This window comes from Microbispora sp. KK1-11, assembly GCF_006874435.1.
Lineage (GTDB): Bacteria > Actinomycetota > Actinomycetes > Streptosporangiales > Streptosporangiaceae > Microbispora > Microbispora catharanthi.
Map to the genome: position 1 here is coordinate 98,807 of NZ_VIRJ01000010.1, position 16,793 is coordinate 115,599.

Annotated in this window: 15 protein-coding genes; 8 read left to right on the forward strand and 7 right to left on the reverse strand. The window is 69.1% G+C overall.

The genetic code is table 11. The features are described from left to right. Positions 1-6: 6 nt before the first annotated feature. The 3 genes from FLW16_RS16625 to FLW16_RS16635 all read left to right on the forward strand — a co-directional run bounded on the left by FLW16_RS16625 (position 7) and on the right by FLW16_RS16635 (position 5,021). Entirely contained in the window at positions 7-987 is a 981-nt protein-coding gene (locus FLW16_RS16625; protein WP_142560984.1) for a carbohydrate ABC transporter permease, read from the forward strand. Beyond that, positions 984-1,805 (forward strand): carbohydrate ABC transporter permease, encoded by an 822-nt coding sequence (locus FLW16_RS16630; RefSeq protein ID WP_142560987.1) that lies wholly within the window; start codon positions 984-986, stop codon positions 1,803-1,805. Before FLW16_RS16625 ends, FLW16_RS16630 begins: the two co-directional genes overlap by 4 nt. Before the next feature lie 159 nt (positions 1,806-1,964). Continuing rightward, positions 1,965-5,021, forward strand: a complete 3,057-nt coding sequence (locus FLW16_RS16635) for a LamG-like jellyroll fold domain-containing protein (RefSeq protein WP_142560988.1) — start codon at positions 1,965-1,967, stop codon at positions 5,019-5,021. 63 nt (positions 5,022-5,084) lie between these two features. Here the strand turns inward: FLW16_RS16635 and sigJ are convergent, their stop codons facing one another. The 6 genes from sigJ to FLW16_RS16665 form a co-directional block, all read right to left on the reverse strand. After that, complete coding sequence (gene sigJ, locus FLW16_RS16640) at positions 5,085-6,002, reverse strand: RNA polymerase sigma factor SigJ (protein ID WP_260615327.1); 918 nt, start codon at positions 6,000-6,002, stop codon at positions 5,085-5,087. 29 nt (positions 6,003-6,031) lie between these two features. Next, complete coding sequence (locus FLW16_RS16645) at positions 6,032-6,418, reverse strand: DoxX family protein (protein ID WP_142560990.1); 387 nt, start codon at positions 6,416-6,418, stop codon at positions 6,032-6,034. Positions 6,419-6,425: 7 nt separating this feature from the next. Continuing rightward, the gene (locus tag FLW16_RS16650; RefSeq protein ID WP_142560991.1) at positions 6,426-7,286 is read right to left on the reverse strand and encodes an NAD(P)H-binding protein; all 861 of its coding nucleotides are present in this window, start codon (positions 7,284-7,286) and stop codon (positions 6,426-6,428) included. Positions 7,287-7,305: 19 nt separating this feature from the next. Further along, entirely contained in the window at positions 7,306-8,190 is an 885-nt protein-coding gene (locus tag FLW16_RS16655; protein WP_142560992.1) for an SDR family oxidoreductase, read from the reverse strand. Between the two features lie 183 nt (positions 8,191-8,373). Further along, positions 8,374-9,318 carry a CU044_5270 family protein gene (locus FLW16_RS16660; RefSeq protein ID WP_142560994.1) on the reverse strand — a complete coding sequence of 315 codons (945 nt, stop codon included), beginning with the start codon at positions 9,316-9,318 and terminating at the stop codon, positions 8,374-8,376. Then, positions 9,315-9,893, reverse strand: coding sequence for an RNA polymerase sigma factor (locus tag FLW16_RS16665; protein ID WP_142560995.1), 579 nt, complete (start codon positions 9,891-9,893; stop codon positions 9,315-9,317). Before FLW16_RS16665 ends, FLW16_RS16660 begins: the two co-directional genes overlap by 4 nt. Before the next feature lie 1,836 nt (positions 9,894-11,729). Here FLW16_RS16665 and FLW16_RS16675 point away from each other — a divergent pair. Together FLW16_RS16675 and FLW16_RS16680 are read left to right on the forward strand one after the other, a co-directional pair. Beyond that, a complete protein-coding gene (locus FLW16_RS16675; RefSeq protein WP_142560999.1) occupies positions 11,730-11,981 on the forward strand; it encodes a hypothetical protein in 252 nt (83 codons plus the stop codon). A gap of 653 nt (positions 11,982-12,634) precedes the next feature. Further along, on the forward strand, positions 12,635-12,841 hold the full coding sequence (locus FLW16_RS16680) for a cold-shock protein (protein WP_036324202.1): 207 nt from the start codon (positions 12,635-12,637) through the stop codon (positions 12,839-12,841). 283 nt (positions 12,842-13,124) lie between these two features. On the opposite strand, the gene FLW16_RS16685 is transcribed toward FLW16_RS16680, so the two are convergent. Next, a complete protein-coding gene (locus FLW16_RS16685; RefSeq protein WP_066950496.1) occupies positions 13,125-13,385 on the reverse strand; it encodes a MerR family transcriptional regulator in 261 nt (86 codons plus the stop codon). A 1,125-nt stretch (positions 13,386-14,510) separates the two neighbouring features. On the opposite strand from FLW16_RS16685, the gene FLW16_RS16695 reads away from it, so the two are divergent. From FLW16_RS16695 to FLW16_RS45220, 3 genes are all read left to right on the forward strand, one after another. Beyond that, positions 14,511-15,851 (forward strand): aspartyl protease family protein, encoded by a 1,341-nt coding sequence (locus tag FLW16_RS16695; protein WP_142561000.1) that lies wholly within the window; start codon positions 14,511-14,513, stop codon positions 15,849-15,851. A 221-nt stretch (positions 15,852-16,072) separates the two neighbouring features. After that, entirely contained in the window at positions 16,073-16,471 is a 399-nt protein-coding gene (locus FLW16_RS16700; RefSeq protein WP_142561002.1) for a VOC family protein, read from the forward strand. A gap of 28 nt (positions 16,472-16,499) precedes the next feature. After that, positions 16,500-16,628: a hypothetical protein gene (locus FLW16_RS45220; RefSeq protein WP_260615329.1), complete on the forward strand. Its 129-nt coding sequence runs from the start codon at positions 16,500-16,502 to the stop codon at positions 16,626-16,628. The last annotated feature ends 165 nt before the right edge of the window (positions 16,629-16,793 follow it).

Below are 16,793 nucleotides of genomic sequence, written 5' to 3' on the forward strand. Positions count from 1 at the left end.
GAAAGCATGAAACACGCAACACAGACGCCGGCCCCGCCGACCGCGGCGGGCCGGCGGGAGCGGGCCCCGGCGTCACGGGCCGGAGGCGGCCGCCGCGCACCCGCACGGCGATCGGGCCAGTGGGCGGCGTGGGCGTTCCTCGCGCCGGTGGTGGTCTACCTGCTCGCGTTCTACGTCTATCCGCTGTACCGGAACGTGGACCTGAGCCTGCGCAACTACACGGTGCGGTCGTTCGTGCAGGGGGACGCGCCGTTCACGGGGCTCGCCAACTACGCGAAGGTCGTCGGCGACGCCACGTTCGGGCCGGCGCTGTGGCACACGGTGGTGTTCACCGGGGTGTCGCTGGCCTTCCAGTTCACCATCGGGCTCGCCCTGGCCGTGTTCTTCACCCGGAACTTCCGGCTGTCGGCGACCCTGCGGGCACTGTTCCTGGTGCCGTGGCTGCTGCCGCTGATCGTGTCGTCCTCGACCTGGTCGTGGATGCTCAACAGCGAGTCGGGCGTGGTCAACGCGGTGCTCGCGGCGGTGGGGATCGACCCGGTCAACTGGCTGACGTCCCCGGACTGGTCGCTGTGGTCGGTGATCATCGCCAACATCTGGATCGGCATCCCGTTCAACCTCGTCGTGCTGTACAGCGGGCTGCAGGCCATCCCCTCCCACATCCACGAGGCGGCGGCCCTGGACGGGGCGAACGGCTGGCAGCGGTTCTGGAGAGTGACCTTCCCGCTGCTGCGGCCGGTCTCGGCGATCACGCTGCTGCTCGGGCTGGTCTACACGCTGAAGGTGTTCGACATCATCTGGATCATGACGAAGGGCGGGCCGAGCGACGCGTCCACGACGCTGGCCACCTGGTCCTACCGGCTGGGCTTCGGCAACCTGCTGCCCTCCTTCGGGCCCGGCGCGGCGGTCGGCAACCTGCTGATCGTGATCGCGCTGGTCTTCGGCCTCGTCTACATCCGCGTGCAGCGACGACAGGGGGCGGCATGACGGCGACCCGGCGCAGCTGGTGGCGGACCGGCCTGGGTGTGGTGTTCACCGCGCTCATGCTGTTCCCCGTCTACTGGATGATCAACGTCTCGTTCACCCGCGACCAGGACATGCGCAAGTCGCCGCCGTACTGGTTCCCCGTCCACGGGACGCTGGAGGGCTACCGCGCGGTGCTGGAGCAGCAGGGGCCCTTCCTCGCCACCAGCCTCGTGGTGGGGCTGGGCACCGTGGCCCTGACGCTGGTGATCGCGGCTCCGGCGGCGTACTCGCTGGCCAAGCTTCGCCCGCGCGGCGGCGGGGTGCTGAGCTTCGTGCTGCTGATCGCGCAGATGATCCCCGGCGTGATCATGGCCATGGGGTTCTACGCGATCTACCTGAGCACCGGCGTGCTCAACACCGTGCCGGGGCTGATCGTGGCCGACTCCACGCTGGCGGTGCCGTTCGCGGTGCTGATCTTCACCGCGTTCATGTCCGGCATCCCCGAGGAGCTGATGCAGGCGGCCAGGGTGGACGGCGCGGGCGCGCTGCGCACGTTCTGGTCGGTCGTGCTGCCGGTCAGCCGCAACTCGATCATCACGGTGTCGCTGTTCGCGTTCCTGTGGGCCTGGTCGGACTTCGTCTTCGCCTCCACCCTCGACCAGGGCGGCGGCCACCAGCCGATCACGCTGGGCATCTACCACTACATCGGCAACAACAACCAGGAGTGGAACGCCATCATGGCCACCGCCGTGGTCGCCTCCATCCCCGCCACCGTGCTGCTCGTCATCGCCCAGCGTTACGTCGCCGCCGGGGTCACCGCCGGCGCCGTCAAGGACTGAGGACTCTCCCCGCACCCACACGAACGCGCCGTCCACCGCGGCTCGGCTGAAATGTTAGCGCTAACACAGGGCCCCGGCGGCGCCGCCGGGAGCCCTTCGAGGCGACGCACAACGGATGTGAACGCCCCCTCGTTCACGCAACACGAAGGAGTAGCACCCATGTCTCGAACGGCATTCTCCCCGGGAGGTGCGTTAGCCCCGCGCCGTGGCCGCGACCGGGCCCGGGGCGCGTCCCGCCGCCTGGCGGCCCTGATGGCCGCGCTCACGAGCGCGGCCGCGGGAGCCGCCCTCTCCGCCACGCCCGCGTCCGCGGCCGCGGTCGCGGCACCGGCCCCCGCGGCCACGCTCGTGGTGAAGGCCGACCAGCCCTTCCGCCCGGTCACGCATGTCGCGACGGGGTCCCTGTACGGCCTCGCCGACGACGCGACGCCCTCCGACGCCCTGGTCAAGGCCATCAAGCCGAACACCTTCGTCCAGATGGCCGTGGGCGGCAAGCAGCAGGCCAAGGGCGACGTGCTCGTGGTCGCCGACAAGGCGGCCAGAGCGGGTGCGAAGGTCGTGAACCGCCTGTCGGACTACTACGCGGGCTGGCCGTACAAGTTCAGCTGGGACACCTGGCCGGGCGTGGTGGAGCAGCAGGTCAAGGCCGTCCAGGCGTCCGGAGCGACGAACATGGCGGCGTGGGAGCTGTGGAACGAGTCGGACAACACCTGGCTCGCGTCCAACGGCACCTACGAGGACTTCTGGACGAAGACCTTCCGTCAGGTGCGATCGCTCGACCCGACCACGCCGATCCAGGGCCCGAGCTTCTCCGACAACATCACCGACATGGAGAAGTTCCTGAGGAACGCGGTCGAGACCGACACGGTTCCCGACATCCTCGCCTGGCACGAGCTGATCAACTCGGGCAAGATCGTGGGTGACCTGGCCAAGGTCAACGCCATCATGAAGGACCTCGGCATCAGCCCGCGCCCGATCGCGATCGAGGAGTACGCGGCGCCCTCCGAGGTCGGCATCCCGGGCGCCCTGGTGGGGTACATCGCGAAGTTCGAGCGATACGGCATCCACGACGCCGAGCTCGCGTTCTGGAACGGCTACGGCGCGCTCGGCGACCTGCTGACCGGCACCGGCGGAAGCCCGAACGGCGCCTACTGGCTCTACAAGTGGTACGCCGACATGAGCGGGGACATGGTCACCACCACCCCGCCCAACGCCACGACCGGCCTCGACGGCGCCGCCGCAGTGCCGAGCGACAAGAAGCAGGTCAGCGTGGTCTTCGGCGGCGGCAGCGGCGCCACCGCCGTCAAGGTCGACGGACTGGACAAGCTCGACCTGGGCGGCACCGCCGTCCACGCCAGGCTCGAGTACACCCCGTCGTACGGGCGCACCAACCCCGTCGCCGGCCCGATCACCATCTCCGACACCGTCTACCAGGTGACCGACGGCTCCATCACCGTGCCGGTGGCGATGAGCTCCGCCGACGCCTACCACCTGGTGATCAGCGGCGCGGGCACGGCGACCGACCTCGAGAACACCTATCGGATCACCAACCTCAACAGCGGGCTCGCGCTCGACACCCACGACGCGGGGACGTCGGCCGGGACCCTCGTGAACCAGGCCGCCGTCGCGGGCGGCGCCACGCAGAAGTGGAAGCTGGTCTCCACCGGCTCCGGCCTGTACAAGGTCGTCAACGCGGCCAGTGGCCTGGTGCTCGGGGTGAAGGACGCCTCGTCAGGCAACGGCGCGTCCGCCGTCGTGGAGACCGACACCGGCGGCAACACCCAGCTCTGGCAGGTCGTCCCCGATGGGAAGGGCCACAACCAGCTCGTGAACTACGACACGGGTCTGGTGCTCGCCGTCGACGGCATGAGCAAGGACTCCGGCGCCCAGGTCGTGCAGTGGAGTGACACCACCGTCACGTCCTCCGGCATCGGCGGCACCCGGGTGGCCGGCAAGCTCGGGAAGGCCGTCGCGCTGTCCGGAGCCAACCAGTACGTCAACGTGCCGCGCGGCGCGGTGAGCGGCGTCACGGGCGACTTCACGGTCTCGACGTGGGTCAACCCGGCCAAGAACACGACGTGGTCGCGCGTGTTCGACTTCGGCACCGGCGCGTCGAACTACATGTTCCTGACGCTCAACAAGAACACCGGGCTCCGCTTCGCCATCACGACCAGCGGCGCCGGCGGGGAGCAGCAGATCAGCTCCACCACGACGCTTCCGCTCAACACCTGGTCGCTGGTGACGGTGACCGTGTCCGGCACCACCGGCACCCTCTACGTCAACGACCAGGTCGCGGGCACCAACACCAACCTGACTCTGCACCCCTCCAGCCTCGGCAACACCACCCAGAACTGGATCGGCCGCTCGCAGTACTCGGGAGACCCGTACCTGGCCGCCGCGGTCGACGACTTCAACGTCTACAGCCGCGCGCTGACCGCGTCCGAGGTGTCCACCCTCGCGACCGGGCAGGCCGGCACGGGTGACGTCCTGCGCTACACGTTCGACGAGAGCACGGGAACGGCCGTCGCGGACTCGTCGGGCAACGGACGCAACGCGACCCTCGTCGCCAGCCCGGCGCCCGCGACGGGCGACGCCGCCGTCCCCGACCATTTCTGGACCCTCGCGCCCTACCTGACGATCAAGGGTGTCTCGGTGGCCGACGGCGCCACCGTCTCCGGCACGCCGACCTTCACCGTCGACCTCGGCGGCACGGCGTCCGACGTGTCCTACACCTACATCGAGCTCAACCGCGGCGGCGTCTGGCTGACCGACAACACCAAGGCACCCGGCAGCCACAACGACGGGCTCCACCCCAACCTCGTCGTCGACACCACCGCCTACCCGAACGGCACCTACCAGCTCAAGATCGACGCGGTCGGCACGAACGGGCTGACCACCGAGCAGACCGTCTCCATCGTCATCGGCAACCCGCCGGCCTGGGCCGCCACGACGGCCTACGACACCGGTGACCAGGTGTCCTACCACGGATCGGTCTGGCGTGCCTCGTGGTGGACCAAGAACCAGACCCCCGGCGATCCGTACGGCCCGTGGCAGGAGATCGTGACCACGGCGGACGGCACCGCTGTCTGGACCCCGTCACGGATCTTCGTCGCCGGCGACCGGGCGGACTACCAGGGGGTCGCCTACCAGGCGAAGTGGTGGACCCGCAACCAGAAGCCGGGCGACCCGAACGGTCCCTGGAAGCGCATCGGCTGAAGCCGGCTGATGTCGCCGGGCCGGGCGTCCTCCGGGCGCCCGGCCCTTCGGCTTCGGTGCACGTCAACTCGTTTCTGAGGTTTCCGGACCTCGCCCGGCGGTGTGGTCGGAGACGGATCCGAGCTTGTCGGGGTTGCTGACCACGTAGATGTCGCGCACCTGCTCCCCGCCCGCGTCGAGGTCGAGCACCATCACCGCGAGGGGCGCGTCCTCCGCGAAGATGACCACGGAGGGGTCGCCGTTGACCTGGCGGTGCCGGACGTCCACGCCGCCGCGCGCGTTGGCCACGACAACCCGGGCGACCTTGTCGCGGCCGCGGATCGGACGCGGCCCGCCCACCGCCGACTTGCCTCCGCCGTCGGGCCACAGGACGACGTCGGGCGCGAGCATCTCCATCAGCGCGGGCAGGTCACCGCCGAACGCCGCCTCGACGAAGCGCTCGGTCACCTCCCGGTGCGTACGCCGGTCGACCCGGGCGCGTGGACGCCGCGCCTGCACGTGTTCGCGGGCCCGGTGGGCGAGCTGCCGGATCGCGGTCGGGCTGCGGTCCAGCATGGCGGCGATCTCGGTGTGCTGGTAGGCGAACACCTCGTGCAGGACGAAAACGGCCCGCTCCAGCGGGGTGAGCGTCTCCAGGATCACCAGCAGCGCGATCGACACCGACTCCGCGCGTACGGCGGGCTCGGCGGCGTCGGGACCGGTGATCAGCGGTTCCGGCAGCCACGGGCCCAGGTAGGTCTCCTTGCGCCTGCGCAACGCGCTCTGGTGACCGAGGGCCTGGTTGACCGCGACACGCACCAGGTAGGCGCGGGGGTTGTCGACACCGGCCACATCCCGTGCCGCCCACGCCAGCCAGGTCTCCTGAAGCACGTCCTCGGTGTCGCCGACCGTGCCGAGCATGTTGTAGACGATGGAGAACAACAACTCGCGGTGGTCGGCGAACACCTCGGAAGCGTCGGCCGCGGGCATTTCACGCATCATGGGACTCCTTACCGCTAACGGATACCGGATCAGCGCGCCGCGCGCAGCACCAGGGCGGGATCGAGCGCCAGCGTGGCGACCGCCAGGCCGAGGAACACGATCGCCAGGTAGAACTGGGGCGAGAAGTCGCCGACGCGCAGATGGGTGTACAGGGCGCAGACGAAATAGAGGACGAGGCCCGCGGCGGCGGCCGTGCCGACGAGGGGCACGCCGAGCAGCCCCAGCGCGAGTCCCAGCGCGCCCAGAGCCTTCAGCGCGCCGATCGGCCAGACCAGCCACGACTCCGGCACGCCGGCTCGGGCGAGCGCGGGGCCGAGGGTACGCATGATCGGTGCGAACCGGGTCATGGCCGCGAACCCGGAGAACGTGTTGAAGGCGATGGTCACCACAGAGGTGACGACGTAGGCGGTCGGCATCGAAGGCTCATCCGTTCCGGAAGGCGGCGACGTGGTCGGCCACCCAGTCGGCGTACGTCCGTGCGGGGCGGCCGAGGGCCTTGTCCATCTCACCCGTCGGGGGATGCTGCTCGCGGCCGGCGTAGTGGTCGTATCGGGCCATCAAGGCACGGACGAACGGTTCGGGCAGCCCCATGCCGATCAGATGCGCGGCGACGGTCCGCGACGGGACTTCCTCGAAGCGCAGGGGCCTGCCGAGCGCGGCGGCGATCACGGCCACCATCTCCTCGTGCGACAGCGACTCCGGCCCGGTGAGCTCCAGCCGGCGGCCCGCCAGTTCGTCGGTGAGCAGTGCGCGGGCCGCGACGTCGGCCAGATCCCGCTCGTCCAGCACGGACTCCCGGAAGCCCGCGTGCACGTAGCGCACGACGTCGCCGGCGCGGATCTGGGCGCCCCACGCCTGCAGGGTGTTGCCGGCGAAGGCGCTGGCGCGCAGGCTGGTCCAGGTCAGGCCGCTGGCGACGGCCGCTTCCTCGGCCTCCTTGTTCCGGTCTCCCCGCCGGCGCGACGGCTGCAGGTCGAACGGGTCGTCGATGTTCATCGCCGACAGGGCCACCACTGTGCGCACGCCCCGCTCGGCGGCCAGGGCGAGGAGCCGGTCGGCGGACTCGCCGAAGGTGCGCGAGTGCAGGAAGACCGCCTCGACGCCGGCGAAGTGCTCGGCCATCGTGCCGGGCCGGGCCGGGTCGCCCTGGACGACCTCCACGCCGTACGGCAGGGCCGCGTCGCGCGGAGAGCGGCTCACGGCGCGCACACGGGCGCCTTCTGCGACGAGCCGCTGGACGACGAGACGCCCGACGGCGCCGGTCGCTCCGGTGATGAGGATCATGGTTTTCGCCTTCGTCCGGTCAGCGCGGGTCGGTGGGCAGGAAGTGACGGGCGTGCTCGGCGGCCCATTGGGCGAACGTGCGCGGCGGACGGCCGGCGACCTGCTCCACGTGGTCGGTCAGCCTGGTGGCGTACTCGTTGGGCGTGCCGTACATCCGCAGCAGGCTCTCCACCAGGTCCGCCTCGTCGGTTCCGTCGATCTCGGCGAACGCGCGGAAGAGGGACAGCGGCGGGCGCCGGCCCGGCACGCTCCACTCGCGGCGCACCTGGTCAGGGGTGAGCTCCTCGAACCGCAGGTCGCGGCCGGTCGCCTCGGCGATGATCGCCACCATCCGCCGCGCCGTCAGCACCTCCGGGCCGGTGAGGTGGTAGGACCTGCCGCCGTGACCGTCCTGCGTCAGCACGGCCGCCGCGACGGCGCCGATGTCGTACTCGTCGACCGGCGGGCTCTGGCGATCGCCGTACGGCTCACGCACCCGTCCGGTGGTCCGCAGCGACTCGCCCCAGTCGTTGAGGAAGTTGGCCATGAACTGCAGCGGCCGCAGGAAGGTCCACTCCAGGCCGCTCGCCCTGACGGCCGGCTCCAGCGTGCCCTCCTGCCAGCCGCCCAGGACGGTGGCCTTGCCGACCCCGGCCCGTTCCGCGAGAGCGACGATGTCGCGTCCGTTGGCGAGAGGCCGGTAGCCGACGCCGAAATTGATCAAATGGACGGCGGTGACGCCGTCGAAGGCCGCCTCCAGGCCGGCGGCGTCGGTGAGGTCGCCCGCCACCACCTCCACGCCGTGCGGCAGGACGGCGCGCCCGGGGTCTCGGGTCAGTGCCCGCACCTTCCGGCCGCGCTCGAGAAGATGGCGGACGACCTGCCGGCCGACGGTGCCGGTGGCTCCGGTGACGAGAACGGTCATGCCGAGTGCTCCCTGTCGTCGTGATCTCGGTGTGCCTCCCCGGGCACACCTCCTGAGAGGACGATGGAGAGCGAAGTGTGACGTCACGGGCTCAATTCACTCGGACAGCGCCGAGCACCTGTTACCGGGATGGCAGGCAGGCAGGGCCGGTGCGGCCCCGCCCGCTGTCCGGTGAGCGCAGGGTCAGACGCAGCCCCTCTGCTTCACGGATGTGGACCAGGCCGGGAGTGCGTCGGCGATCCGCGGACGGGTCATGGACCAAAGTTCACGCCCTCGCCCCGGCACGAGCTCCTGGCCACCCAGGAAGACGTAGGAGCTCTTGTCGAAGATGAGGGATTCGCGGCCCTCGGAGTCCACCCGGGTCACGGCGATGCCCGATCTGCCGGTGGCGTCCTTGAGCTCTTCCATCTCGATCCCCGGCAGGGTCGCGGCGATCTCGAAGATGGCCGCCTGGAGCGTGGGCGGGACCGGGGTGCCGAGGACTCTGACGGCGCCGTTCCAGGTCTGGGCCGCGGTGTCCTTGTTCCCGGCCGGATGGTTACCGCGTTCGGCCAGCTTGTGCCGGAGCTGCTCCTGGTCGGTCGGCCACCCGCGCAGGTCGGCGTAGGTGGGCCGGTCGGGATGGCCGGGGCACCGGGTCAGGAGTTCCCGATACTCGTTGCCATGGGGAATGGACTTCGCCGGCTTGTTCCAGAGGAGTCCTGGGCGGGAGCCGTCGACGGACTCCCAGACCTCGCCCGTGATGTGGCGCGGCCCGACGTTGGGAACCCCGTTCTCGCTGCGCGTATACGCGATCCGCTCGTAGTGGAGGTACTGGTCGTCGCGGGGTTCCGGCCACTGGGTGGCGGTCGCGGCCTCGGCCGCCAGCCTCAGGACATCGGCGGCGCTCGCGGGAGCGGAGGGGGTGAGCGTCTGGACGGCGATCACCCCTCCGGCCATCGCCGCGACCAGGCCGCCTGCCAGCATCAGACGCCGCAGGCCGACCGTCCGGGTCCGGGTCCAGGGCCGCCGCTTCGTGCGGGCCTCGGCCAGGAGGGCGGTACGGGCGGGGGCGAGGCGGTCCGCCGTGGGGTGCGGCTTGTCGGCGAACAGATCGCGGAGTTCGGGCAGGTCGGTCAGTTCGTTCATGAGGTCTGCTCCGTCGTGGGGTCGGTGCTGCCGAGGGCGCCGCGGACGACGGCCCGCGCGCGGTTGAGGCGGGAACGAACTGTTCCGATCGGGATGGACAGGGCGTTGGCGACCTCTTCGTAGGTGAGGTCGGCCCAGGCCACGAGTAACAGGACGTCGCGATCGCGGGCCTTCAGAGTGGCGAGCGCCTGGGCGAGAGGGCGGCGTACGGCATGCGCGCTCGCCCGCTCAAGAGCGTGATCCGCGGCGTCGTCGGCGTCGGGAAGCGCGCCCATCTTCGAGTACGCCTTGTAGCGGTGTGTCTCGGCGCGCTGATGGCGGCGGATGAAGTTGGTCGCGATGCCGTACAACCAGGGGAGGGCCTCCAGGCGGGCGGTGTCGTAGTCGCGGCGCTGCCTGAACGCGGCGAGGAACGTCTCGGAGACGACGTCGTCGGCCGTGTCGTCGCCGAGCCGGCGGGCCACATAACGGTGGATGTGTCCTGCGTGCCTGTCGAACAGCAAGGCGAAATCCTCGGGATCTCGCCACGACCGTTCGATCAGGGCGGCGTCAGACAGGGTCGTGCTGAGCGGCATGGGGTTGGGCCTTCCCAGGGAAGTGGTGTCGCCCGTCTTTCACACGAGTCAGGAAACGAGTTCACACACCGGCACCTTCTGGGACCCGCGGCCCCGTCGAAGAGTCGTGGGAGGTCGCGTCATCTACGCATCGCAAGCTACGCCCGGGCGGGTGTGGCGGGGGTCTCGGCCGTTGCCGAGGACGGCTCCACAGTCGTCGGCACGCTCCGGCGACCCGAGGGCGCGCCCCTGTCGATCTGGACGGTGAGCATGCCTTCGAAGGCACGCCGTTCACGGACGCCAAGGGGGCGGGTCGTCGAGCGGGTTGAGAAGCAGGCCGACCATCTCGGGCCGGAAGCCGACGGCAACCCTCGGTCCGGAGATGCGCATGCCCGGTAGGGCCGCCAGGGAGGTCTCGGCTAGGGCAGTTCGCGGCGCACCAGAGCCTCGGAGAAGGGCTCTCCGGTCCTCCGGGCGTACGTCATTCGTGCGCGCACCTCGCTGAGCGAGCGCGGGCGGTAACCAGGGCCCCCGCAACAACTCTTGTGAAAGCGGACACCCGCGTGCAGCAGCACCGAGAGCGTCCGCCAGCCTGCCCTGTCCCTACGGCGCGGCGCCGCGAAGGCGGAGCCGACATGGACAAGCGGCTGGGCGCAGCGTGGGCAGAGGCGATCGTCGAGGCCCAGGCCTGGATAGGGCTGCTTGTACGAGGCTCGGCAAGGCAAGCAGACGAAGGAGGTCTTCCCATGGGCCATACGGCCAGAGTAGGCCGACCACCAATCAAGGGCGACTGGGTTTTGAGCCGCCTCGCAAGAGCCGCTATGGGCAGCGAAGCCACATGACCAGGGGATAGGAGCCTCCGCCGGGGATTTCGACCCACCTGTATCCCGCTTCCACGCGGGCTCCCTGACTCCGATTCATCTTGTCGGACGGATCCTCATCCCATAGGCATGCGGGCCGGCTCCCCACATGCCAGGTGCCGCTTCGATCGGCCCAGGCCACCTCTCCGGGGACACCGGCGGCGATACCGTTGTCGGCCTGGAATGTGCCGTGGATACCCGTCCCGTTCAGCATGGCGTGTCCCTCGGCCAGCGTGAGGCGGACGTTACCGAGCCGCAGGTGAATAGCCGCGAGGCCGCCTATTACGAGAGCAACGCCTACAAGAGCGAAAGCCACGCCCTTGGAGAGGGTGACCTGACCTGTAAGCAGGCGGCGTGTGCGTTGTTTGAGGGACATGGGCGAACAGTAGACGAAATGGCCGGTACCGGCGATAAACCCGTATTACTTCTCTCGATCCCCCGCCTGCCTTCGTCCACCCGGAGGGCAAGTGGGCAGGCCCGATTCTTGATCCTGATTACCCCCTGGTTTCCCCTGTTCCCGCGACACCTCCTTGACCATTGGGCCCTTTTCATCGTGAGTAGTGGTCCTCTTCGACGGCCTGCAGGGCCGATCCGGACCCACTGGCCGGGGCGTGCGAAGTAGTCCTCGGGACGGCGACGTCAGCCGGTGCGCGGCTGTCGCCAGCCGGCGCAGGAGTGCCACAGGGGATGCGGACGCACGCAAAGGATCACAGATAGAGCCTTCCGAGGGAGCGGCGACCATCGAGGACCCAAGCCACGAACGCCCATCCGTACGACGTGTACCCGGTGCCCGGGTCCGGCGGCCGCAGGTCGCGGCCATGATGGGACAGGAAGCGGTTCAGGACCGGTAACGGACTGGTAGGCGGTCGGGCCCGTGGCGGCACGGCTATGGGAAGAGGTTCGCGGAGCCGGCAAAGCGGTGACGCGGATGCTGGTCGGGGACGCTGCGGGGCTACCCACGTGGGGCCGGTCCCGTCCTTACGGTGAGGAGAGGGGTATGACCATCGACGCTCCCACTGGGCTGCTCTACTTACTTAGCGTTGGCAAGGAGAAGGAACTGATCCTTCGCGTGCACGGCACGATGCCCGCCGTCGAGAAACTCGTCACTTGGATGGAGCAGGGCGCCGTCGTCCCCCTTCAGGTCTCCCACGAGGGCGAGCCGGGCACATTCACCTACGTGGTCAACTTCAGGCACGTGGTGGCAGCCCGCTTCGCTCCCTACGCGAGGACACGGATCAGCAGCTTCTGAGTCGTCGCGTAGGGAAATGTGCGGTTACGACGACGCTTCGCCTTCGTCTTCTGGGTCCACGGGCTCCGGCCCCGCCTCCCCTACGGCGGGGGGCTTGCCGCCTGCGCCGCGGCTCCGGGCCTTCGGCTACGCCAGCATCGGGACGTGCGGTCCAGGCCGGTTCCATACCCAAGACAGGTGCGGGCGGACTGCGGTCAGGGAGAGGGTGAGCCCATCGTCCTGACGCGTCGTGGTGCGGATCGCCATCCTGCGGGGAATCTGCAAGCTGCGCGGCGGCGGATGGCCAGAGGGCCGGATCGGCGGGGAGCGCACGCCATCCTCGAGCGCCTGGGCGGCCTCCGCGCAGGCGGACCCGCGGCAAGCGCGGGTGACGGCCGGGGGACGCTGCCTGAGATATGGGGGCGGGGGTGCGGCGCCGCGCGGAATGCGACTCGTCCAGGCGAATGGCGGCGGGGCATGCGTATCACGCCTTACGTGTGCTAGGTTGGACGTAGTTGCAGTTGTGGTACCCATAATGAACTTGTGTGCACCTGACGGTATGTGGCCTCAGGTGCATTTTTGTTTGCCGGTTCTCTCCCGGGTGTGGGCCTATCGCGGCAACGCGGAATTCGTGACAGCGCGGATTTCGGCACACCTATCAAGAGGAGATCAACATGGCTTCTGGCACCGTGAAGTGGTTCAACGCGGAAAAGGGCTTCGGCTTCATCGAGCAGGACGGCGGCGGCGCCGACGTCTTCGCGCACTACTCCAACATCATCTCTCAGGGCGGCTACCGCGAGCTGCGTGATGGTCAGAGGGTGGCCTTCGATGTTACCCAGGGCCAGAAGGGCCCTCAGGCCGAAAACATCGTTCCCGCCTGACAAAGTAGCGCCACGTATCAGGGCTCACACCGTCACGGGTGCGAGCCCTGATTTGTTTCCGGCTGTTGCATCGCTGCCGCACGAGAATCGGCGGCAGGGGCTGTCAACCAAAGCCGCACAGCTCCTCAATACCAGTAATCCACAGCGTATGAAACGTCATCACGCCTGGTAGGAGCAGGATTCCAGGAAATGCGAGGCCGGCGACAAAAAGCGCGACCACGTTGCCAAGCTGCACACCAAGACCCGGTCAGCTTCACGCTGCCGGGTCTTCTCACCGCCGGTGCTAGTGTCCGGCCGGGCGGTCGCGCGCGTTGTTGATGCGCAGCGCCTCGGCGAGCTGGTCTTCCAAGATGATGATCCGGCAGGCGGCTTCCACAGGAGTGCCCTGATCGACGAGTTCCCGGGCGCGCGCGGCCAGCCGCAGCTGGTAGCGGGAGTAGCGGCGATGGCCGCCGCTGGAGCGTTTCGGCTCGATCAGTTTCGCGGCGCCCAGAGCCCGCAGGAACGCGGGGCTGACACCGAGCATCTCCGCGGCCGCGCCCATGCTGTAGGCGGGGTAGTCCTCATCCTCGAACCGGTCTTCGGCCCTGAATCCAGCCCTGGACCCGGCCGTGTCCGCATTCGCGCCGTGAGCGAGCGTGTCACCCTTGGCAGCCGAGCGAGGTTGATCCATACATTCCTTTCCATCACGCGCACAGGGGGCCCCGGCACCTGTCGCGCCGGGGCCCCGAAGAGTTCAACACCATCTACCGGCCATCTGGCCGGCTCGTTGTTTTCCGCATCCGCCGTACTGAGCGGCGGTGATGCGGGGATCGCGGATGCGTGACCGTAGACCACCTTCCAATCTGTGGAACTGCGGTACCCGAGCGGCGAGACTCAGCCGGCTACGGGCGATCCTGATGGCGTCAACACTCCCTTCATCTCTCTTTCCGGACCACTGTCCGGCTTCACCTGCGGCAGCGCGTCCACGATCAGGGCCCTAATCACTGCGCTGGCCCGTCACGTCCGACCTTCTGCCAAAACTTCCAACTTCATCTTGTTCCGGGCAGTTCATCGTGGTGCCAGTACTTCCGCTGCCCGGCCGAACCGTTCCTTACGATGCGAGAAACAGTAGCCCCAGTGGCCACGATTGTCTACTGTGGCGAGTATAGATTTTCGATGTCGGGCGCGGCAGACTTCCAGCGGCGTCGTTGACGAGCGGGAACGCCGCCAACGCCGGACCTCGTTCCTGCCGCCCTCGCCTCCTGCCGATGCGCGGTCCGCCACGACCTTCTGCAGGCCAACCCAATGGACCGGATCGACACCGTCAAGGGGCCCAGGACGCCTCGGCGTCTACCTGACGTACCGGCTCGAACAGGTCGCCAAGCCGAAGGCCCGGCCGTCCACCTACCGGAGTTACGAGACGTACGTGCGGCTGTACCCGACCCCTGGGCTCGGCAAGAAGCAGCTCAAGCGCGTTGTCTGCCGCATGCCGCGGCTTGTCGACGGCTGCCGACGTCGGTTGCGGCCGTGACACGGTCATGACACTGGACGGACGGGGCGGGGACACGGCTGGCCGACAGTGAATGGGGGTCGGCGGCCGAGGTGCCGAGCGTACGGCGAAGCCCGGCCGTGACCGGCCCGCCGGACAGAAAGGTCCGGTGAAGGCGACCACGAAAGGGAGAAGGCCATGGCTGATGACAGACAATGGGACCGGCGTTCGCTGCTGCGGGGCGCCGCCGTGCTGGCCGGTGCCGCCACGGCCGCGCCGCTGCTGGCCGGGACTGCCACGGCCGCGCCGTCGCTGAGCGGGACCGCCACGGCGTTAGCCGGTAGCGATGATGCTGACGCGCTGTTCAAGGCCGGCAAGTTCGAGCAGGCCGGCCGCGCGTACGAGGAGATCCTGAAAAGAGACCCCAAGAACCTGCACGCGGCCCGCCGGCGCGGCTACGTCGGGCTACTGTCCAACCAGTTCACCGATGCCGAGAGATATCTCAAGCTGGCTGTCACGCTGGCGCCCGACGACAGGGATGCCAACCGGCTGCTGGCCGACTGCTACATCCGGCAGGACAAACTCTCCCTCTCCGCACCCCACTGGCAAGCCGCCGAAGAGGACGGCTACGCCAAATGGTTCGCGTCATTCTCTGGCGAGGCGTATCAGGTCCACGGTGACACCGCGCAGCTGAAGTGGAAGCAGATGGACCCGATACCGCTGGTAGAGGGAGTCTCGGTCAACGGCGGGCCGGCGAAGACCTTCACGTTCTACACCGGCGCTCCCAATCTGCAGGTGACGGGGTCGGTGGCCAAGGAGGCCGGGCTGAGCCCCGTCGTCAGTGAGAAAATCGATTTCTTGAACGGCACCGTGTGGGTGCACTATGGGGCGCTGGAGTCGTTCAGGCTGGGCGGCATCGAGCTGCGTAACGTCCCCGTGAGCTGGTCGACGACGGATTCGGGCGAAGATGTCGACACCGACAGCGACGGCATGATCGGCATGTGGGTCTTCTACCACTTACTGACCACCTTCGACTACGCGGGCCGGCAGCTGATCCTGCGCCGCCGGACCCCCGAAACGGCCAGGAAGGCGCGCGCGGCCGCCGCACAGGCGGGCACCAAGCCTCTGCCGATGTGGCTGGCCCGCGAGCACGTTCTGCACAGCAGGGGCAGCATCGCCGGCGGTGCCGGCTCCGGCACAGGGGTGGTGGGCGTGCTCTTCGGCGGAGAGAGCGAGGTCGCCGGGATCGTCAATGCGGAAACGGCCAAGCAGTTGCAGGTCCGCATCGACCGCGACCGCCCGGTCGAGACCTTCGCCGGCAGCCACCCGACCGTCGCCTACCCCTGCTACCCGAATGAGATGCGCCTCGGCGACGTCGCCGCCAACGGCATCTACTGCTTCACGACCCCCAACGGGCCGCTCGCCCCCAACGGGTTCGACGTGCCGGTCTCCTTCTTCCACAGCTTCCACAAGCCCTGCACCATCACCCTCGACTTCACCGACATGAGCCTCTACATCGCCCGCGGCCAGTCCGCCTGATCTCGCGACCACACGGGCGTCATTCGAGCAACCCGCGCCTCGCCGACTGGTACGGGCGAATCCGGGCCTCGGGCTGGTCGTCTGAGGCAAGTCGTGGCCGCCGATGTCGTATCGGCGCTTCCGCTGATCGTCTTCGGGATGACGGCCGACGGCAGGCTCCGCGGAAAGGGGCCTGCCGTCGGCCGTGTCCAGGAACCTCACCCGGCCCCAAGGAGCGCACGATGACCCCACGGCTGAACACGATCGACATCGTGGTGTCCGACATGGACACGGCGATCGCCTTCTACGCCCGCCTCGGGCTGCACTTCAAGATCGACCCCCACTCGCCGGAGCACGCGGGCTGCGACCTGCCCAACGGGTTGCATGTGATGCTGGACACCGAGGCGTTCCGCACGCCGTTCCTGCCGGGCCGGAGCGCGCCGGTCGGCGGGCCGCGTACGCTGCTGTGCTTCGAGTTCGACGCCCCGGGCGAGGTGGACGCGAAGTACGCCGAGCTGACCGGGGCGGGCCACCGCGCCATCGCCGAGCCGTTCGACGCGTTCTGGGGCATGCGCTACGCGACCGTGGCCGACCCCGACGGCAACGGCGTCGACCTGTACGCCCCGCTCCCGGCACACTGACCCGGGAAAGGGGGCATCACTGAAGTACGTGCTGATGTTCGTCGAGACCGAGCAGTTCGCGCGGGAGCTGGAGGCGATGGGCGAACTGGAGCAGCGGGCCGCCTACGAGGCGGTGGGGCGCTGGTTCGCCGAGCACGCCGACGCGGCGCGGGCGTAGCGTTTGACCGTGTGGACCTGGGCATGCTTGCGGCGGGTCCGCTCGGCGAGCGCACCGGTGCGGCGGCGGTGTGCCGCGACCACGGTCTTTTCCACCGCGGCGGCCAGGCCGTGCCACAGAGCACTGGTGGGTCGCTGGCGAGGTGCCCGCGCGGAGCACGGGTCC